Raw genomic sequence first — 19048 nt, 5'->3', positions numbered from 1 at the left:
GGGTCACACGGTCCTGATTCGGGGGTTGATGAGCAGGTAGAGGAGGTCCACGGCAATGTTCACCAGGACGAAAGTCACGGAAATGGTCAGGACCACGCCCTGCACCAGGTTCACGTCCAGGTTGGTGATGCCGTTGAGGATCAGTTGGCCCATGCCGGGCAGCGCAAAGATCATTTCAATGACGACGGCGCCGCCCAGCAGGTAGCCGATCCGCAGTCCCAGCACGGTGACCGGAGTGACCAGGGCGTTGCGGAGCACGTTCCTGGAGACCACTTCCCGGTACGGGACGCCGTTGCCGATGGCGGTGCGGACATAGTCCCGGTCCAGCTCCTCCACCATGGAGGTGCGGACCACCCTGATGAGGGAAGCCGAGACCGGGATGCCCAGTGCCAGGGCGGGCAGCGCCATCGAGTTGAGCCAGCCGCCGAACCCGGATTCCGGGGTGGCAATGCCGCCGGACGGGAACAGCGGTGCCGGACCAAGGGCGAACCACTGGATCAGCAGGATGCCCAGCCAGAACGACGGCGTTGCCACCGCGGCGATGGAGAAGACCCGCACCAGCTGGTCCTGCCATTTGTCCCGGTACAAGGCGCCGATGATGCCGAAGACCAGCGAGACCACGACCGCGATGATGACGCCCAGGAACGTCAGCTGCAGCGTCAGGGGGAAGGCTGAGCCGATCATGCTTGCCACGGATTTCGCCGGCGGAGTGGTGACTCCGAGGTCGAGCTGGAGGAGTTTTCCAAGGAAGCGGAAGTACTGCAGCAGCAGCGGATCGTTCAGGCCGTTGGCCTGCCGGTACTGCTCTTTCGCTTCCTCGCTGGCCCCTTCGCCCAGGGCGCTGCTCGCCTGGTCGCCGGGGGCGGCCTGCAGGACGAGGAACACGAGCAAGGTGATGCCCAGGACCATCAGCGGCAGGGCTGCCAGCCTCCGGCCCAGGAGGCGCAATATCGTGGTCAATGTAGTCTCCGGTTGGTGTGGCTAGGCGGTGCGGCCCACACCAACGAAGGAAACTCCGGTGGTGGGAAGGGGCTGGAAGCCGCTGAGCTTCTTTGCATCCCAGGCGCTGGGAAGCTGGCGGTGGAACAGCGGGTAGAGGGGCACCTCTTCGGAGACCAGGTCCACGATCTGCCCGGTGAGCTTCTTGGCGTCATCCTTGGACGACTGGCCGGCCTTGGTCATGAGGTCCACGAGCTGGGCACGCTCCGGCGTCGAGCCCCAGTAGGCGCGGTTCTTCATCCAGGTGTCACCGGCGTAGAACCAGCTCAGCAAGAGGTCTGCGTCGTTGCCGAAGACGGACGGATCGCCTGGCGCCGCAACCACCTTGTAGTCGCCTTTGCCGACGCGGTCCGTATACAAGGCGCCGGACTGCAGGTTCTTGAGGGTCACCTTGACACCGGGGATCTTGTTCCAGGATTCCAGCATCAGGGGAGCAACGTCCTTGACCCACGCGGTGTCCGTGGTGAGGAGCTCGAACTCCAGGCTGGAGACGCCGGCCTGCTTGAGGAGGTCTGCAGCCTTGTTGGGATCGTAGCTGTAGACGTTCTTGGCCTTGACGTAGTCCGGGTGGCCCTCCTGGAAGTAGGAGCTGGCCGGCTTGGCGTTGCCGAACAGGGCTTTCTTGATGATGGAGTCCTTGTCCAGGCCGTAGTGCAGGGCCTGGCGGACCAGCTTGTTGTCGAACGGCGCGGCGGAGCAGTTGAACATCAGGAACAGCAGGCCGAACGACTGTACGGATTCAACGGTGGCTGCGGACTTGAGCCCCTGCATGTCCAGGTAGGGGACGTCCTCGATGGCCTGGACCCGGCCGGACTGCATTGCGGTCACGCGGGCGGCGGCATCGGAGAGCAGCAGCCAGGTCATGCCCTTGGCCAGTGCCGGCATGGGGCCGTTGTAGGCCTGGTTCGCCTCGAAGATGATCTTGTCGTCCTTGACGGCGGAAACCAGCTTGTACGGGCCGGTTCCAACGGGCTTGGCATCGAAGGATTTCAGCTGGTCCGAGCCGGCCGGGAAGTTGGTGAGCGCCTTGGGCACCACCTTTACCACCGAGATCCGGGGTCCGAAGCCGGGGAAGGCGTACTTCAGCGTGAATTCCACGGTCTTGGCGTCGAGGGCCTTGACGTCCTGGATGAACGGGATGAACTGCGAGAACAGGGACTTGTTGGCGGGATCCATGACCCGGGTAAAGGAGAAGACCACGTCCTCGGCGGTGACCGGGGTGCCGTCGTGGAACGTGGCGCCTTCGCGGATGGCCACCTGGTAGGTGGTGGGGTTGACCATCTTGGGATCAGTTGCAGCCAGGGCGTTGTAGGGCTCCCGGGTTGCCGGGTGGAGCTCAACCAGGCCCTCGAAGACGTGCAGGTTGGCGGCCATGGGGGTGGCGCCGGAGGAGGAAATGGGATCGAAGCCGGTGGAGAGGGCGTAAGAGATGCCGGCCTCGATGGTGAGGTCCTTGTTGATCGGCGAGGTGTTGGTGGTTGAGCTGCTGGTGGTGGCGGCCGGTCCACCGCAGGCGGCCAGGGAGCTGGCAAAGGCTGCGGCCAGGCCCATGGCCCCGCCGAGTTTGAGGAAGTTCCGGCGGCTGGCGTCATTGACCAGCGGCAGGTTCTTGATGTTGTTCATTGGCCTCACCGTTCAGGAGATGTTTATCGGATGTAGGATGTCCTAGCTCGTATGGAAAACTGTAAGTCCCATCACAGCCAGCGTCAAGTGGACTAATGTTTCTTGCATTTACGCTTGGCCTGACGCCATACCCTTCGCGAATGGAGCTTCCTTGTCCTTGATTGTCGGCGCCTACCCCGCCCAGCCCGTCGAACTGCAGGAGCAGTTCTACCGGGGCCTCGCTGCCATTTCCCCGATCCGCGGACTTGAGCTTCCCTATGGTCCGCATGGCGGGACCGGCTGGCCCGCCGGGGCGCCGGAGGCCTGGTCCGCGGTGGTCACCGCCATCCCCGGGACCATGCAGCGGCTGGCCGCCAACGCGGCGTTCGGCCTGGCCTCCGCTGACACGGCGGGCCGGCGGGAAGCCCTCGACTTCGCGGCGGGTGTCCGGGAGTATGCCCGCGGGCTGCAGGATGCCGGGCATGAGGTGGAGGCTGTTGAACTCCATTCCGCGCCTACCGGGGGCGCCTCCGCCCGCTGGTTCGAGGAATCGCTCAAGGAAGTCCTGGAGTGGGACTGGGGATCGGCGCGAGTGCTGATCGAACACTGCGACGCCCCACGCCCAGGGGCAAGTCCGGAGAAGGGGTTCCTGTCCTTTGCCGAAGAGGTGGACATCGCCGTTTCGCTCCGGAACCAAGGTTTGGAGCGCGTGGGTGTGACCGTTAACTGGGCGCGCTCAGTCATCGAATCAGGCAGTCCTGAAACGGCAGTTGAACACCTGTCGCTCGGCCGTGAAGCAGGCGTCCTCGAGGGCCTGGTCTTTTCCGGCTGCTCGCCGGAGGAAACCGGCTTCGGCTATGCGTGGATCGACGCGCACCTCCCCGCAGTGGAGATCCAGGGCGCCCCGCCCAGCTCCATGCTGAACCGCCACGAAATTGACCGGTGCCTTGCCGCAGCGGGTCCGCTCCCCATCCTTGGGTTCAAGGTCGGGCTTGGTCCTGACCAGCTGTCGCCGGAAGAACGCGTGGAGCGGCTCCGGCACATGTCGGTCCTGGTGGGGGAATAGCGGCTCAGCGCCCGGTACTCCCGGCCACGGTGATGGCTCCCGACGCGACGTCGCAGCGGAAGGTCCGGGACAGTTGTCGCCTGCCGGCCCCCACCGCTGCTTCCACTGCAAAGGCAACCTCAAACGCATCCTGTTCCACGTCCTCCGCCGTCACGGTGTAGGTGGGCGTGAAGTAGAGAACCTCCTGGCCCGGCGGGAGGTCGGTTGCCGGAAACTCCCCTGCCCCCGGACCGTGCAGGCGCACGTCCCGGGCGGTGTGGCAGCCGTCATTCCGGGCCCTTCCGGTGAATGCCAGAATGTCCCCGGCCTTGTACCCGGGAATGACCGGGCCGTAGTTCAGGTCCTGCGCCTCCCTGGTGCCCAGGACCTGGGCCTGGTCGGGGGAGTAGGCCTGGCCGATCTCCTTCCACGACTCGGCGCCCCAGCCGTCTTTGCCTGGCGCCATCACGTGGAACTCGCCGGCGTTCTGCCACACGTCGGGAAGTCCCGGGGTGATGGACCGCAACTCCATGTCGAAGACCAGGCCCGGCTCCGATGGCGGCAGGCCGGCGTCGGGCCCTGCTGTATCCGGTGACGAAAGCTGGCCGGTGAGCTGGCCCGACGGCACCGAGGCAAAAACGATCTCGCGGTAGCCCTGGCGTTCGTACAGCACACCAATGTTGCCGTCCGGCAGGCGGGTGGCGGTGGAGTACGCCGAGCTGCCCGGGCACAGCACCAGCTTGGCAGGCCAGGTGGCGCCGTCGTCGGGCGACAGGCTCAGCACGGTGTTGCGGCGCAGATTGGGGTCCTGGTTGTTGGTGGCCAATAGCCAGGAATCCGTGGCCGGCGCGGCGAGGCCGGTGACGGACGGCAATCCGTCGAAGCGGGCCAGTGAACCGTTGTCGCTGGGATCGGGAAGGTCCGCGACCGGAACCGGCGTGCTCCAGCTGTGGCCGCCGTCGTCGGAGACGGCCGCAAGGCGCTGCGGCGTGGCCCGGCTGTGCAGGAGCAGCCTGCCATCGCTGAGCGCGGCCACCTTGTTCTCGTTGGGGGCGCCGCCGTCGGCTGTCCCCTCAATCAGCCGGCCAAGCCGCCAGGTATCGCCATGGTCGTCGCTGTAGGCCGAGGCTGCCATGATCCTGCCCCCGCTCAACACCACATACTGCTGCACCAGCCGCCCCTGGTGCGGGCCGCAGTGGACCTGGATCCCTTGGCCGGCCGCGGCGAAGATGCCCGTGATCTCCCGTCCGCTGCTTGCCTTGAGGTCCGCCGTAATGCGCCGGTGCTGCCAGGTCAGGCCGTCGTCGTCGGACATGCTGAGATCGCAATGCTGGACCTGGTGGTCGTGGTGGTCCATCCCCGCTGTGGCCTCGAAGAAGCCGGCATGCGTCCCGGCGGCGTGGAAGAGGAAGATCCGTCCGGTCTCGGCGTCAACGAGCAGGCTGGGGTCCCCGAATCCTTCCAGCCCGGTTCCGGTCCGCACCACTTCCTGGCCACTCCAGGTGCGCCCGCTGTCCGTACTGCGCCGGATCAGCAGGTCGATGGGACTTGGGAGATCGTCCAGGTTGGGCCGGCCGTCATAGGCCGCGAGCAGTGTCCCCCTGACGGTGACGGCGAGGGCGGGGATCCGGTACTGACGGTAGCCGCCGCGGCCGCGGGCCGCCAGGACGTGCTCGACGGCGGGCCGTGCGGCGGGGATGGCAGGCAGGAGATGGGATGTCACATCTACAGCATAGCCACGTCTGGCTTTGTGACAGCTGGCACATTACATTGGTAGGACGTCGTACGTAGTAGGAACAATATTTTGATGATCCCGAACGGCGGCGCCCTGCCCAGAGCCGCATCGCCGCGGCATCCAGAAAGGTCAGTCCCTTTGCCACATTCCCAAAGACACCGCACACCCCTGACGTTGTGCAGAACTGCCGGGGTGGCCGCCCTGGCCCTGGCACTGCTTGCCGGAGGTGTTGCGGCGCAGGCGGCGCCCATTCCTGCCAACAGTCCCGCCAACCCGCCCGGAAGCTTCCAGGAAACCAACCTGGGGTCCGATCGCACCGCGGACAATTTCTTCTACCGCATCCCGGCCCTGACCTACCTCGGCAACGGTGTGGTCCTGGCAGCCTGGGACGGTCGGCCGGGCAGCTCCGCCGACGCACCCAACCCGAACTCGATCGTCCAGCGGCGGAGCACGGACGGCGGGCGCACGTGGGGGCCGGTGCAGGTGATTGCCGCAGGCCACGTGGCCGATGCCGCCGCGCCGAAATACGGCTACAGCGATCCCTCCTACGTCTACGACGCTGAGGCAGGCAAGGTCTTTGCGTTCTTCGTCTACTCAAAGGACCAAGGGTTCGGCGGCAGCCAGTTCGGCAATGATGACGCGGACCGCAACGTCATCTCCTCCGCCGTAATCGAATCCTCCGACGGCGGCCTCACGTGGAGCCGTCCGCGGCTCATCACCAACGTCACCAAGCCGGGCAGCAGCGCCACCAACCCGGTTGCGGGTGATGTACGGTCCAACTTCGCCTCCTCCGGCGAAGGCATCCAGCTCAAGTACGGCCCCTACAAGGGCCGGCTGATCCAGCAGCACGCCGGTGACGTCCGCCAGGCCGATGGAACGAACAAAATCCAGGCCTACAGCGTCTATTCGGACGACCACGGTGCCACCTGGCACAAGGGCGCCAACGTGGGTGACCGGATGGATGAGAACAAGACCGTTGAGCTTTCCGACGGTAAGGTCCTGCTGAACTCCCGGGACAACGCCAACCAGGGCTACCGGAAGGTTGCGGTTTCCAGCGACGGCGGGGCCACCTACGGTCCCGTCACCCAGGAAACGGAGCTGCCGGATCCGGCCAACAACGGCTCCATCGCCCGCATGTTCCCCAACGCCGCCCCGGGCACGGCGGATGCCAGGAAACTGGTCTTCACCAACGCAAATTCCAAGACCGCGCGCGAAAACGTCTCCGCCCGGGTCTCGTGCGACGACGGCGCCACCTGGCCCGGGGTGCGCACCATCCGTCCCGGGTTCTCCGCCTACTCCACCGTGACCCGGCTGGAGGATGGCCGGTTCGGTGTCCTCTACGAGGGGAACTACACGGACAACATGCAGTTCTCCAGCTTCGACGACGCCTGGCTCAACTACGCCTGCGCACCCCTGTCCGTCCCCGCCGTCACCACGGCGCCCGGTGCCACCCAGCAGGTGGCGGTCACCGTCACCAACCAGGAAGCCGCCACCCTGTCAGGGGCCACCGCCACCGTCTACACCCCCACGGGCTGGTCCGCCACCACGGTACCCGTGCCCGACGTCGCCCCCGGCGCCTCGTTTACCGTCAACGTCGCCCTGACTGCGGCGGCCACGGCCAGCGGGCCCCAGAACCTCAACGCAGCGCTAACGACGACGGACGGCCGGGTCTCGCAGTTCACGTTCACCGCCACCGTGCCGGTGGCGCCGCAGGTGGGCCTCACCATCACGGGGGCTGCATCCGCCCGGGACGTGGCCGCCAACCCCTATAAAGCCGGCGACGTGCTGGGGTACACCTTCACCGTCAAAAGCACGGCGAACGTGACGGCCAACTCGGTGCCGGTCTCCGGGAACTTCGATGCCGGCTTCCTGCCGCCGTCGGCGCCCAACTGCCGGTACAACAACCTGGCCGCCGGCGCCTCCTATAACTGCACCACGGCCAAGCACACGCTCACCGCGCAGGACATCGACCGCGGCTACTTCGTTCCCGAGGCAACCTTCAGCATCACGGCCAGCGCGACGCCGACGCTCACCAAGACCGTTGCCTTCAGCGGGGCCGCGGTGCCGCTGCGGGACGGGCTGGTGTCCGCCGGCATCGCAGGCAGCCGCAACGACGCCGGCCGCGACCTCGCCACCCAGCCGTACACGGCAGGCGAAGCGTTCCCGTACAAGTTTGATGTCACCAACAGCAGTCCGCTGGTGGAAAAGGTGGTCCCCACCGCCGGGAACTTCAGCCCGTTCCTTCCCGAGGGCCCGGGCAACTGCCGTTACAGCGTCCTCCCCGCCGGACAGGGGTACACGTGTGCCACGCCCCGGCACACCGTGACGGCCGCGGAAGCGGACCAGGGATTCTTTGTCCCGGACTCCACCTGGGAGGTCAGTGCGGCCGGCCAGACTACCCGGACCTACACGGTGAACGGCGGCGAAACCGACCTGAAAGTCCGGGACGCCAGGCTTGACGGCACCGTTGCGGCCGAGTGGACGGACCTGGACGGCGACCGCTATGCCTCCGCAGGCGACGCCATCACGTACACCTACACCTTGGGCAACGCCGGAAACGTAGCCCTGGACAACGTCAGCGCCCCGGATGCCGGCATCGCGGCACCGCGCCTGGCAGCGGGCGGCACCCTGACGGCAACCCGGACGTACAGCCTGACCGCCGCGGACGTCGCGGCCGGGAAGCTTGGACCGGTCACGTTCGCTGCCACGGCAAACAACGGTGCCAAAGGCGTGTCCGCCACGGTGACAGGCGGTGCCATCCAGCTGAATGTGCAGCCTGCCCAGCCGGACCTGGTCCCCGCGCTCGCGGTGCAGGACCTGGACGGCCAGGTGGCACCGTTCGACCTCGGCACCGCGGATAAATACCGCAACGGCCAAAAAGTGGTCCTCGCCGGGCTCGACTACGGCCAGTGGTATTACGTGTACCTGAACAAGCGCAGCTACCGGATCGGCTGGATCTTCCCCACCACGGACAACACGGTGGAATTCATCCTGCCCGCCGGCGTGCAAAACGGCCGCGATGACGTGGTGGTGCTGGACAAGGACGGCAAGCAGGTCTCGTTCGACCGGCTCCAGGTGACCCCGAAAGGTTAGCCCAGCTGCCCAACGGGCAGCATCGATGACAATGGCCCCGGCGGTGATCCCGCCGGGGCCATCCGGGTTGAGGCCTGTGTTCAGGCTCCTGCCAACACAGGAGCGGTGAGCCTGCCGTCGCGCATGGTGGCCACCAGGTCTGTCAGCGGCACGAACTCGGTGTCGTGGGTGACCATCACGGTGGCAACCCCAAACTCGGTGGTCACCTGGCGCAGCAGCCCGATGATCGAGGCGCTGCGTTCGTGGTCCAGGGCGGCGGTCGGCTCGTCCACCAGCAGCACTTTGGGATTGCCCATCAGTGCCCGGGCAATGTTCACCCGCTGGCGCTGGCCACCGGAGAGCTGGTGCGGCAGTTTCCCTGCGCTGCCACCGAGGCCGACGACGTCCAGCAGTTCCGCAGCCTTTGTCCGGGCCGCCTTGGCGGACCTGCCCCGCAGGTGCTCGCTGATGATGAGTTGCTCGGCGGCCGTGAGCGATGCCAGCAGGTTGGGCTGTTGGAAGATGATGCCCACCTTGTCCCGGCGCAGGGCGGTGAGGTCCTTGTCCTTGAGGCCGGCCGTGTCCGTGCCGTCAATGCGGACCTGCCCGCGGGTGGGGCGGACCAGGGTGGCGGCGGTGGCCAGGAGGCTGGACTTGCCCGAACCGGACGGGCCAACCAGCGAGACCAGCTGACCGGCCCGGGCCGTGAGGCTGACCCGGTCCAGGGCCGTGGTGGTCCCGCCGCCGTCGGGGTATTCGAGGGTGACGTCGACCAGGCTCAGGGGAGCAGGGGTGGGGGAGGACATGATGGCGTTCCTTTCGTAAGGGTGGATTTAGTTGCCGCCGAGCGCCAGCAGCGCGTCGACCTTGGTGACGCGGCGGACCGCCAGTGCGGCGCCGGCCAGGCCCAACGCCACAATCCCGACGACGGGAAGCACCGTGGTGCCGGCGTTCAGCAGGAACGGGGCAGCCTGGGCCGCCAGCGCACCGGCGGCCACGCCCACTGCTCCACCGATGGCGGCCCCGGCCACGAGGACGATTGCGGCCTGGGTCATGGCGTCCTTAAGGATGTAGGAACCGGGGGCGCCCATGGCTTTCAGCACGGCGATGTCGCGGGTGCGCTGGATGGTCCAGACCGTCAGGAAGGCAACGATCACCAACGACGAAATCCCGTACAGGAAGGCCTGCATCAGGGTCAGGGACCCGTTCTCGCTCTTGAAGGAGCCCAGGGCCTGGAATGAACCGGTCCGGGATTCGCTGACCGTGCCTGCGGCCGCGTTGGCCTCTGCCCCGTCCACGGCGGCCCCGGGTGCGGAGGTGACGGCGATGACCGTGGCCAGCTGGTCGCCGTCGGACACGTGCGCCACCTTTGCCCACGCGGGCAGCGCCGTCCACACCACGCTGGTGTGCGCGTACCACTGGTCCGGCACCACGGCGGCTACGCCCAACTCGACGCCGCCCACAGAGATCTTGTCGCCCTGGCCCGCGGACAGCGCCTCCGCCGTCGAGGCGCCCAGCACCGCGGTTCCGGCGGACACCTCCACCGGTGCCAGCGGGCTGCCCGGCGAGACCCCGAACACGGCGACGTTGGCGGTCCCCGCGCCGCCGGCCGCCTGCGCCCGGGTCTGGGTGATGCCCAGCGGTTCGGCGGACTGGACGCCGGGCTGGTTCTTCCACCGGGCCACCTGCCCGGCCGTCACGGAGCTTTCCGTGTAGGACGCCTTGGGCGTGCCGGACCCGGGGGCGCCGAACGCGATGACGTCTACTGGCCGGGCGGCAGACGCACCGAGCTTGCCGATTGCCGACGTCGACTGCTCGGCGAGTCCCGCCGTGAGGCCGGACAGCATGACCAGCAGGAGGGTAATCAGGGCTACGACGCCGCCCATCATGGCGAACCGGCCTTTGGCGAAGCGGATATCGCGGATTGCCAGGAACACGTTGTTTCTTCTCTCAGCAGGGGTGGATGATCTTGCCCTTCCACTCTCCCGGCGGAAGCCTGCGGCGGCATCGCGGGGACGGTTGATCCGCAGGAATGGAAAGGTTGAGCCCGCCGTCAACATTTTGGTTGATCCCATACCGGCGGGCCCGGCATAAGCTGATGAGATGCCTGCCACGCCCCTGCCGCCGTCACCGCAGAACACCGGCGGCGCCCCGGCCAAGGGGCCGCTGGCCGCCCTGGAAAATGCGTCATCGGCCGCGATCCTCCGGGTCTTGCGCGTTACGCTGCACGCCGGGTTTGCGGTGCTCTTGGCCGTCGCCCTGGTCCGGTTGTTCCTTGATGGCGGTCCGCTGCGCTGGCTGTGGGCGGCAGCCGCCGTCGTCCTGGCCGTCATCTACCTGGCGGGGACCATCCTGGAAAAGCGGCACGCCGAAGCCCGGATCGGCTTCAACCCCCGCCGCTACGGCCTCCTGTGGCTGGGCCTGGTCACGGCGCTGTGGGCGGTGCTCCTGGCCGGAAGTGCGGACTTCGCCTGGCTGGCCTTCCCCATTTTCTTCCTGCATCTGCACCTGCTGCCGCGGCGCGCGGCGCTGCTGACGATCACCCTGATGACCGTGGCGGTGATCGTCTCCCAGTGGGCAGCGAGCGGCGCGCCGGTCCCGCCTGCGGCCGCCGTGGTGGGGCCCGTGCTGGGCGCGGTGTTCTCCGTGATCACGGGCCTTGCCTATGCGGCCCTCTACCGGGAGGCCGAGAACCAGCGGCGTGCGGCGGACGAGCTGCGGCGCACCCGCGAGGAACTGTCCCGGACACAGCACCAGGCCGGGGTGCTGGCGGAGCGGGAGCGCCTGGCCCGGGAGATCCACGACACCCTGGCGCAGGGGCTGTCCAGCATCGTGCTCCTGGGGCGGGCCGCCGAGCAATCGCTGGCCGGCGGTGACGAACCGGCGGCGGCCGCACGGCTGGCGCTGGTGCAGCAGACCGCAGCGGACAACCTCGCCGAGGCCCGCAGCTTTGTGCGCGGGCTGGCCTCGCCGCACCTTGAGGGGGCCACGCTGGTGGAGGCCCTGCGCCGGCTGTGCGGGACCACGGAGACCGGCGCCGCAGCCGCCGGGCTGGCGCTCAGGTGCCGGTTGGAGGTGGACGGTGAGCCGCAGGATCTGCCCCAGCCCGTGCGCGTGGCCCTGCTGCGGGCGGCGCAGGCGAGCCTGGCCAATGTCCGCGACCACGCCCGGGCTGCGAACGCCGTCGTCACGCTTGCCTTCCTTGGCACCGAAGTGACCATGGACATTTACGACGACGGCACGGGCTTTGAGCCGTCACGTGCGGCCGGTGCCCCGGACGCGGCGGACGGCAGCGGGTTCGGGCTGCGGTCGCTGCGGGAGCGCGTTGCCGGCTTGAACGGCTCGCTGGCGGTGGAGTCCGCACCGGGGGAGGGGACGGTGGTGGCCATCCGGCTGCCGGTGGACAACGCCGTTTCGGACGCTGCTGCCCCGTTGGAGGGAGGAAGCGATGAGTGAGGTCCGGGTCCTGCTGGTGGACGACCACCCCGTGGTGCGTGCCGGACTGCGGGCCATGCTGACGGGGTTCGATGGCATTTCCATTGCCGCTGAAGCCTCCGACGGCAGGGCAGCGCTGCACGAACTGGCCCGGCTGGCAGCGCTGGGCGGGATGCCGGATGTGGTGCTCATGGACCTGCAGATGGGGGAGGGGATGGACGGCGTCACCGCCACTGCCGAGATCCGGAAGCTCCACCCGGCCCCGCCGGTGCTCATCCTCACCACCTACGACACCGACGCGGACATCCTTGCCGCTGTCGAGGCCGGGGCGAGCGGGTACATGCTGAAGGACGCGCCCCCGGAACAGCTGCGGCAGGCGGTGCTGCAGGCCGCGGCCGGCGGCACGGCCTTGGCGCCGCGGGCGGCAGCACTGCTGATGGACCGGATCAGCAACCCCGGAACTTCGCTGACACCGCGGGAAGTCCAGCTGCTGGAACTGTTGGCCACCGGCCTGTCCAACCGGGCCATCGCCAAACAGGTCTTCATCTCGGAGGCCACGGTCAAGACCCACCTGGTGCACATCTACGGCAAGCTCGGCGTGGACAACCGCACGGCCGCAATCGCCGCAGCCACCCAGCGGCGCATCATCCGGCCGCCGGGCGCCAGGGGCTGAGCTGCAGTAGGTTTATTCCACTGTGATGGCTGAGGCCACTGCTACCGTGGGCTGCCAGTCCCGTGCCACTCTGTTCAAAGGAGAACGAATGTCCCGTCCGGTTCCCGCCGTTGATGCCCTTCTTGCCACCTATGGCGCGGCCGATGCCTGCGCTGCGGAGCTCCTCTGCGACAGCCACGATCCGGGCGGCGTTGCCTTTACCGTGGTTGCTGCGGACCTCTCAGCGGAGGACATCACCTACGGGGAAGCCCGGGAGCGCTCGGAGCGGGGTGCGGCCGCCCTGGCGGAACTGGGGATCGGGCCCGGGGATGCCGTGGCCACCCTGATGGGAAAGTCGGCAGACCTGGTGGTTATGCTCCTGGCCATCTGGCGGCGCGGCGCAGTCCACGTCCCGCTGTTCACGGCCTTCGCGTGGCCCGCCATCGAACTTCGCCTCACAGCCTCCGGCGCCAAGGCCGTGATCACCGACCCCGACCAGCGGACGAAGATCCAGGAAACCGGGGCCGCCGTGGTGGTGGCCGGTGCGGAGGCCTCCCTTCCCGACGTGGCGCTCGGCCCGCTCCTGGCCAGGCAACAACCGGGCATCGCGGCCGAAGCCGTGGGCGGTGAAGGTGCTTTGGTGCTGATCTTCACGTCCGGAACCACGGGCGCCCCCAAGGGTGTGCCGGTGCCGCTCCGGGCGCTGGCCGCTTTCCGCCAGTACGTCGAACTGGGCCTGGACGTCAGCGAGGAGGATGTGTTCTGGAATGCCGCGGACCCTGGCTGGGCCTACGGCCTGTACTACGGGATCCTGGGCCCGATGGCGGCGGGGCGGCGGAACCTCCTGCTGCGCCCGGGTTTCTCCCCGGAACTCAGCTTCAAGGTGTTGGAGGCGTTTTCCGTCACCAACTTTGCCGCTGCTCCCACGGTGTACCGCACCATGCGCGCGAAAGCCGGCGCAGGAACAGGTCCTTTCCACCTTCGGCGCGCCTCGTCCGCCGGCGAACCGTTGACCCCGGAGGTGATCAGCTGGGCCCGGGAAATGCTTGGGGTTCCGGTGCGGGACCACTATGGACAGACCGAACACGGGATGATGATCATCAACGCCTGGCACGACGACGTCAGGACGGAGCTGCGGCCAGGTTCCATGGGACGGCCCCTGCCGGGGTGGAGCTGCGAGGTCCTCAAGGACAATGCTGACGAACCGGCCGCGCCGGGTGAGCTGGGCCGCGTTGCCGTAGACGTGGCGGGGAGCCCCATGATGTGGTTCCGGGGGTATCAGGACGCGCCGGAGAAGGCGGCCGAGAGGTTCAGCGCGGACGGCAAGTGGTACCTGACCGGTGATGCGGGCATGGTGGACGAGGACGGCTTCTATTTCTTCTCTTCCCGGGATGACGACGTGATCATCATGGCCGGATACCGGATTGGTCCGTTCGAGGTGGAGAGCGTCCTGTCCACGCATCCGGCGGTGGCGGAAAGCGCCGTGGTGGGCGCTCCCGACGAACTGCGCGGAGAAGTCCTGGAAGCCTACGTTGTCCTGGCCGGCGGGACCACCGGAAGTGATGCCCTGGTTGCCGAACTCCAGGCCCTGGTCAAGACGCAATTCGCCGCCCACGCGTATCCACGCCGTATCCACTTTGTCGAGGACCTGCCCAAGACGCCGTCCGGAAAGCTGCAGCGCTACATCCTGCGGCAGCAGCGGGCCGCTTCCCCCGGCAGCTAGCAGGACCGGAACGGACGACGGCGGTGGCACGGCACCCGAGGCTGGGAACCATGGGAGCCGCGCGCCGCCGTCGTGGTTTCCTGGTCCAATCAGCGTTCCCGCTTGCCCCTGCCGGTCAGGCGGGGCCGGGGAGCAGGCCCTGCCTGTCCGCGCTCAAGGTTGGATCAAGATTGGCCAAAGAAGTCCGGGACACGGGTTGGTGCCGCCCGCCGGCCGGTAATTCTTAAGTGCTTCCAGGCCAGTTCCCCGGCAGGAAGTACTGGAAGCCCCCGCGCTGGAGCGAGACTCGCGCGGGGGCTGTCCCAATATTGCTTCACTCAGTGTCCTGCGGAGGACACCGCCTCGAAGTGTTCCACCACCGGAAACGGCTCGTAGAAGTGGTGCAGCAGCTGGCGCCACTGCTGGTACTCGGGGGATCCGCGGAAGCCGATGGTATGGTCCTCCAGGGTCTCCCACTCGACGAGGAGCAGGTAGGTGCCCGGCGACTCCACCGACCTGGAAAGCGACAACGTTCGGAAACCCGGCATTGAAGCGATGATCGCCCGGGCCTGGTTGAAGGCCGCCTCGAAATCCGTTTCCCGGCCCGGCAGCACCGGGAGCAGGGCGTGTTCGGTAATCACCTTGCAGGCCCCGCAGTTTCCCCGACGCCGATCCAGTACCGCCGCTTGCCGTTGCGGGAGTCCTCGTAGCGGCCGCCATTCTTTTCGATCGTTGCCCGTGACCCGGAGTTGTCCTCGTCGCAGGTCAGGAGAACCCGTTCGATTCCGAGCGTTCGGGCCACCGGGAGCGCATCTGCCAACGCCTTCGCAGCGTGCCCGCGGCGCCTTGCCGACGGCCGGACGCTGTAGCCAATGTGGCCGCCCTCGTTGAGGAGGAACTCGTTGAGGTGGTGCCGGATGGCCAGCGAGCCGAGGACGGTGGTGCCCTCCACGATCCACAGGTAGGTGCACGGGACGTACCCGGGTTTACGCACTGTTTCCGGTTTGGCGTCGTTGATGAGGGTGCCGACCAGCTGCGCAAAAACGGTGGGGTCCTTGAAGTCCTCCAGCGCCCAGCCGTCAAGGCCGGCGCCATCCATGCGGGCTCCGTCGAATTCCGTGGCGGCCTCCAGCCACGAGGCGTGCAGGGTTGCGTCGGGGCTGGTGAGATGGGCCATTCAACGATCGTAGCCGAGCCCCAAGGGCGGGCGCGGTGGGCCCGGAGCAACGGGCCGGGCACGCCTGCATTCGCCATGGACAACGGAACACGGCCGTACTTAAAATCGATCGCTGGGACCCCCGAGAAAGATGACGGAAAGGGTTCGAGATGGGAATTGAAGAAGACGCGGCAGTAGTGCGGCGCGGTTACGAAGCCTTCAATACGGGCGACGTGGAAACCCTCAAGGGGCTGTTCGCCCCTGATGCCGTCTACCGGGTTGGCGGCAATGGCGGCCTTGCAGGTGACAAGCATGGCCAGCAGGAAGTCATGGGCTATTTCGGCGAACTGTTTTCCCGGTCCGGCGGAACGGTCAAAGTTCAGCTGCGGGACGTGATCGCCGGTGAACACCACACCATTGGCCTGCAGACCGCTGAAGCGCAACGAAAGGGAAAATCGATGAAGCAGGACGGCGTCCTGGTCTTCACCTTGAAGGACGGGAAAGTCACCGAGGTCAGCGAGTTCCAGGAAGACACCGCCACCGCCTCGGAGTTCTGGTCCTGAATCCGAAGCAGCCAGGAAAACTGCCATCGTTCCGGGCCGGCCGCACAGGTGGCCGGCCCGGAACGCGGGCGAATCAGTTCAGGTCGAAGCGGTCCAGCTCCATGACCTTCGCCCAGGCGGCAACGAAATCATTGACGAACTTCTCCCCGGCGTCCTCGCTCGCATAAACCTCGGCCAGGGCGCGCAGCTGCGAGTTGGAACCGAAAACCAGGTCCACCGCGGTGGCGGTCCATTTCAGCTCACCGGTTGCGGCATCCGTGATCTCGTAGGCGTTTTCCTCCGATTCTGAGGCCTTCCACTTGGTGCCGGGCGAGAGCAGGTTGACGAAGAAGTCGTTGGTGAGCTGCTGTGGCCTGTCGGTCAGCACGCCATGGCTGGAGCCGCCCACGTTGGTACCCAAGGCGCGCATGCCGCCCACCAGGGCCGTCATCTCCGGCGCCGAGAGGTCCAGCATGTACGCCTTGTCCAGCAGGAGCGTCTCCGGCTGGAGCTTTACGCCGGCACGCAGGTAGTTGCGGAAGCCGTCTGCCCTGGGCTGCAGGTATTGGAAGGATTCGACGTCGGTCTGCTCCTGGGTGGCGTCGGTGCGGCCGGGCCGGAACGGCACTTTGACGGGGAACCCGGCGTCGGCGGCTGCTTTTTCCACGGCCGCGGCGCCGCCGAGGACGATCAGGTCCGCGAGCGATACCTTCTTGCCGCCGCTTTGTGCCGCGTTGAACTCCTCCTGCACGCGCTCCAGCACGGGAAGGACGGTGGCCAGCTGCTCCGGTTCGCCGGCTTCCCAACTGCGCTGCGGTTCCAGCCTGATGCGGGCGCCGTTGGCGCCGCCGCGCTTATCGGTCTTCCGGAACGTCGCGGCTGAGGACCATGCCGTCCCGGCCAGCTGCGGAATGGTCAGGCCTGAATCCAGGAGCTTGGCCTTGAGCTGGGCGATGTCCTGTTCGGTGACCAGTTCATGGTCGACGGCGGGAACAGGATCCTGCCACAGCTGCGCCTCCGGAACCCACGGCCCGAGCATGTGCGGACCCACCGGTCCCATGTCCCGGTGCAGCAGCTTGTACCAGGCCTTGGCGAACGCGAGGGCAAACTCGTCCGGGTTCGCCAGGAAGCGCCGGGCGATCTGCTCGTAGGCGGGGTCGAAACGAAGCGACAGGTCCGTGGTCAGCATGGTGGGGCGGTGCTTCTTGTGCGGATCGTGGGCATCCGGGATGATCTCCGGGGCATCTTTGGCAACCCACTGGTGGGCGCCGCCCGGGCTCTTGACCAGCTCCCACTCGTATTCGAACAGGATCTCGAGGAACCGGTTGCTCCACTGCGTGGGCTTGTCCGTCCAGGTGACTTCCAGTCCTGAGGTGATGGTGTCGCCACCGTTGCCGCTGCCGTAGGTGCTGAGCCAGCCCAGGCCCTGTGACTCCAGGTCGGCAGCTTCCGGCTCGGGGCCCACATGGGCGTCTGCGGGACCGGCGCCGTGCGTCTTTCCGAACGTGTGGCCCCCGGCGATCAGCGCGAACGTCTCCTCATCGTTCATCGCCATCCGCTTGAATGTCTCGCGGATGAACGCTGCCGCGGCCACGGGGTCCGGGTTGCCCCTGGGACCTTCGGGGTTGACGTAGATCAACCCCATCTCGGTGGAGCCCACGTCCTCGGCCATCGTCGCGTCACCGGTGTACCGCTCATCGCCCAGCCAGGCGTCCTCGGGGCCCCAGAAGATCTGCTCGGGCTCCCACACGTCCTCCCGGCCGAAGGCGAAGCCGAACGTCGTGAATCCCATGGACTCGAGCGCAACATTGCCGGCCAGGACCAGCAGGTCCGCCCAGGACACTTTCTGGCCGTATTTCTGCTTGACCGGCCACAGCAACCGCCGGGCCTTGTCCAGGTTGGCGTTGTCCGGCCAGCTGTTCAGCGGCGCGAACCGCTGGCCGCCGTCGCCTGCCCCGCCGCGGCCGTCATGGACGCGATAGGTGCCGGCGGCGTGCCAGCTCATCCGGATCATCAGGCCGCCGTAATGGCCGAAGTCCGCCGGCCACCAATCCTGCGAGGTGGTCAGGACCTCCGTGATGTCCCGCTTGAGGGCCTCGACGTCGAGCCTTTCGAATTCCTTGCGGTAGCTGAACGAAGGTCCCAGCGGGTTGCTGGACCGTCCGTGGGCGTGGAGAACGGAAAGGTCCAGCTGGTTGGGCCACCAGTCTTGGTTGGTCCGCGGCCGGTTTCCCTTGGGCTGGGGTGTATCAATGGCCGGGTTTTCACTCTCGCTGCCCTGGGCCGTGGCGCTTCCATGGGCCACCGGGCACCCGTCCCCGGCATTCTGCTCCGGGCTTTGTGCGCTTCCGGGAGCGGGTACCGGGGGATGGTCTGGGCGTTCGGTCATGTGCTTCTTCCTTCCGTTGGGCCGAGGCCGCGGTTGGACTCGGGCAGCCGGTGCAACCCTCCCATTGGAACATAGAGGCACAGGGGAGGCGCCCCCCATTTTGCGGCCCCACGGGTGCGTCCGGAGTATCCGTAACAGTTGGTCAACCGGTTGGGAGATCTCCCGTTGCCCGTTCCATAATCAAAGTGCGGCCTCCTTCGTGCCAGTCCGGCACAAGCCCGCATATCGGAGCGGTGCCACGTATCCCGCGGTCCAAGACCTGCAAGGTGCGCCCGGATCCGAGCCCACACCATCCGGTCCCACCTCTTGCGTGGAGACTTTTCACAATTTCAGGAAACAACTCCATGGACGGTTCAAGCTTTGTAGCCCTCTTCCTTGCGAGGAGCGACGATACTGCCACCAGCGCGTTGCCGCGCGCGCCCAAACGGGTCCGGGTGAAGAAACCCGGCCTGTCGCGCTGGTCCATCCTGCGCGGCCGGCTGGCGAGTGCGCTCCACCGGCTTGCTTGGGCGATCGAGCCTGACACCACGGGCACCTTCTAAGCCCTGCTCCTGGCCTGGCCCGGGGACTCGGACAACCCGGCCCTGGCGCCGGTCATCGCGCTCGGCGAAAGGGTCTGGCCCGCTGCGCCCGGAACGGCTGCCGGCTAGGGACGGAATATCTGCCGGAGGCTGCGGCTTGTCGCAAGAGGGCCGTCATCGGCACAAGCCGGCGGCCCA

General features: G+C 67.3%; 15 protein-coding genes. 7 read left to right on the top strand and 8 right to left on the bottom strand.

Annotated elements, in window-relative coordinates; translation table 11 throughout:
• Window positions 1-3: 3 nt before the first annotated feature.
• Both ACX5I6_RS02205 and ACX5I6_RS02200 read right to left on the bottom strand, forming a co-directional pair.
• Window positions 4-960 carry an ABC transporter permease gene (locus ACX5I6_RS02205; protein ID WP_043423759.1) on the bottom strand — a complete coding sequence of 319 codons (957 nt, stop codon included), beginning with the start codon at window positions 958-960 and terminating at the stop codon, window positions 4-6.
• Window positions 961-981: 21 nt separating this feature from the next.
• A complete protein-coding gene (locus ACX5I6_RS02200) occupies window positions 982-2622 on the bottom strand; it encodes an ABC transporter substrate-binding protein (protein ID WP_109045648.1) in 1641 nt (546 codons plus the stop codon).
• Between the two features lie 151 nt (window positions 2623-2773).
• Here ACX5I6_RS02200 and ACX5I6_RS02195 point away from each other — a divergent pair, with 151 nt between their 5' ends.
• Window positions 2774-3667 carry a DUF4862 family protein gene (locus ACX5I6_RS02195; protein WP_018760919.1) on the top strand — a complete coding sequence of 298 codons (894 nt, stop codon included), beginning with the start codon at window positions 2774-2776 and terminating at the stop codon, window positions 3665-3667.
• A gap of 4 nt (window positions 3668-3671) precedes the next feature.
• On the opposite strand, the gene ACX5I6_RS02190 is transcribed toward ACX5I6_RS02195, so the two are convergent.
• Window positions 3672-5369, bottom strand: a complete 1698-nt coding sequence (locus tag ACX5I6_RS02190) for a sialidase family protein (protein WP_461839311.1) — start codon at window positions 5367-5369, stop codon at window positions 3672-3674.
• Between the two features lie 84 nt (window positions 5370-5453).
• Between ACX5I6_RS02190 and ACX5I6_RS02185 the strand changes: the two genes are divergently transcribed.
• Window positions 5454-8474, top strand: coding sequence for an exo-alpha-sialidase (locus tag ACX5I6_RS02185; RefSeq protein ID WP_461839310.1), 3021 nt, complete (start codon window positions 5454-5456; stop codon window positions 8472-8474).
• Between the two features lie 80 nt (window positions 8475-8554).
• Here the strand turns inward: ACX5I6_RS02185 and ACX5I6_RS02180 are convergent, their stop codons facing one another.
• Together ACX5I6_RS02180 and ACX5I6_RS02175 are read right to left on the bottom strand one after the other, a co-directional pair.
• A complete protein-coding gene (locus tag ACX5I6_RS02180) occupies window positions 8555-9259 on the bottom strand; it encodes an ABC transporter ATP-binding protein (protein WP_285247780.1) in 705 nt (234 codons plus the stop codon).
• A 27-nt stretch (window positions 9260-9286) separates the two neighbouring features.
• Window positions 9287-10390, bottom strand: coding sequence for an ABC transporter permease (locus ACX5I6_RS02175; RefSeq protein ID WP_461839309.1), 1104 nt, complete (start codon window positions 10388-10390; stop codon window positions 9287-9289).
• A gap of 166 nt (window positions 10391-10556) precedes the next feature.
• Between ACX5I6_RS02175 and ACX5I6_RS02170 the strand changes: the two genes are divergently transcribed.
• The 3 genes from ACX5I6_RS02170 (at window position 10557) to ACX5I6_RS02160 (ending at window position 14263) form a co-directional block, all read left to right on the top strand.
• Window positions 10557-11909: a sensor histidine kinase gene (locus tag ACX5I6_RS02170; RefSeq protein ID WP_461839308.1), complete on the top strand. Its 1353-nt coding sequence runs from the start codon at window positions 10557-10559 to the stop codon at window positions 11907-11909.
• Window positions 11902-12561, top strand: coding sequence for a response regulator transcription factor (locus tag ACX5I6_RS02165; RefSeq protein ID WP_461839307.1), 660 nt, complete (start codon window positions 11902-11904; stop codon window positions 12559-12561). Before ACX5I6_RS02170 ends, ACX5I6_RS02165 begins: the two co-directional genes overlap by 8 nt.
• A gap of 88 nt (window positions 12562-12649) precedes the next feature.
• On the top strand, window positions 12650-14263 hold the full coding sequence (locus tag ACX5I6_RS02160; protein ID WP_461839306.1) for an AMP-binding protein: 1614 nt from the start codon (window positions 12650-12652) through the stop codon (window positions 14261-14263).
• A 317-nt stretch (window positions 14264-14580) separates the two neighbouring features.
• Here ACX5I6_RS02160 and ACX5I6_RS02155 read toward each other — a convergent pair whose 3' ends face one another.
• Entirely contained in the window at window positions 14581-14883 is a 303-nt protein-coding gene (locus ACX5I6_RS02155) for an antibiotic biosynthesis monooxygenase family protein (protein ID WP_461839305.1), read from the bottom strand.
• Window positions 14880-15419 carry a GNAT family N-acetyltransferase gene (locus ACX5I6_RS02150; RefSeq protein WP_461839304.1) on the bottom strand — a complete coding sequence of 180 codons (540 nt, stop codon included), beginning with the start codon at window positions 15417-15419 and terminating at the stop codon, window positions 14880-14882. Before ACX5I6_RS02150 ends, ACX5I6_RS02155 begins: the two co-directional genes overlap by 4 nt.
• Window positions 15420-15568: 149 nt before the next feature.
• On the opposite strand from ACX5I6_RS02150, the gene ACX5I6_RS02145 reads away from it, so the two are divergent.
• Complete coding sequence (locus tag ACX5I6_RS02145) at window positions 15569-15961, top strand: nuclear transport factor 2 family protein (protein WP_461839303.1); 393 nt, start codon at window positions 15569-15571, stop codon at window positions 15959-15961.
• A 73-nt stretch (window positions 15962-16034) separates the two neighbouring features.
• Here the strand turns inward: ACX5I6_RS02145 and katG are convergent, their stop codons facing one another.
• Window positions 16035-18329 carry a catalase/peroxidase HPI gene (gene katG / locus ACX5I6_RS02140; RefSeq protein WP_461839302.1) on the bottom strand — a complete coding sequence of 765 codons (2295 nt, stop codon included), beginning with the start codon at window positions 18327-18329 and terminating at the stop codon, window positions 16035-16037.
• Window positions 18330-18673: 344 nt separating this feature from the next.
• On the opposite strand from katG, the gene ACX5I6_RS02135 reads away from it, so the two are divergent.
• Window positions 18674-18871 (top strand): hypothetical protein, encoded by a 198-nt coding sequence (locus ACX5I6_RS02135; protein ID WP_018760931.1) that lies wholly within the window; start codon window positions 18674-18676, stop codon window positions 18869-18871.
• Window positions 18872-19048: the final 177 nt, after the last annotated feature.

The organism is Arthrobacter sp. MMS24-T111 (assembly GCF_054888995.1).
This window is presented reverse-complemented; position numbering and strand designations above follow the sequence as displayed.

Excerpts from the sequence above, each read along its gene's own strand:
- ACX5I6_RS02200 (WP_109045648.1), bottom strand. The coding sequence starts at position 2,622 with ATGAACAACATCAAGAACCTGCCGCTGGTCAATGACGCCAGCCGCCGG.
- ACX5I6_RS02185 (WP_461839310.1), top strand. The coding sequence starts at position 5,454 with ATGATCCCGAACGGCGGCGCCCTGCCCAGAGCCGCATCGCCGCGGCAT.
- ACX5I6_RS02180 (WP_285247780.1), bottom strand. The coding sequence starts at position 9,259 with ATGTCCTCCCCCACCCCTGCTCCCCTGAGCCTGGTCGACGTCACCCTC.
- ACX5I6_RS02170 (WP_461839308.1), top strand. The coding sequence starts at position 10,557 with ATGCCTGCCACGCCCCTGCCGCCGTCACCGCAGAACACCGGCGGCGCC.
- ACX5I6_RS02165 (WP_461839307.1), top strand. The coding sequence starts at position 11,902 with ATGAGTGAGGTCCGGGTCCTGCTGGTGGACGACCACCCCGTGGTGCGT.
- ACX5I6_RS02160 (WP_461839306.1), top strand. The coding sequence starts at position 12,650 with ATGTCCCGTCCGGTTCCCGCCGTTGATGCCCTTCTTGCCACCTATGGC.
- ACX5I6_RS02150 (WP_461839304.1), bottom strand. The coding sequence starts at position 15,419 with ATGGCCCATCTCACCAGCCCCGACGCAACCCTGCACGCCTCGTGGCTG.
- ACX5I6_RS02145 (WP_461839303.1), top strand. The coding sequence starts at position 15,569 with ATGGGAATTGAAGAAGACGCGGCAGTAGTGCGGCGCGGTTACGAAGCC.
- katG (WP_461839302.1), bottom strand. The coding sequence starts at position 18,329 with ATGACCGAACGCCCAGACCATCCCCCGGTACCCGCTCCCGGAAGCGCA.
- ACX5I6_RS02135 (WP_018760931.1), top strand. The coding sequence starts at position 18,674 with ATGGACGGTTCAAGCTTTGTAGCCCTCTTCCTTGCGAGGAGCGACGAT.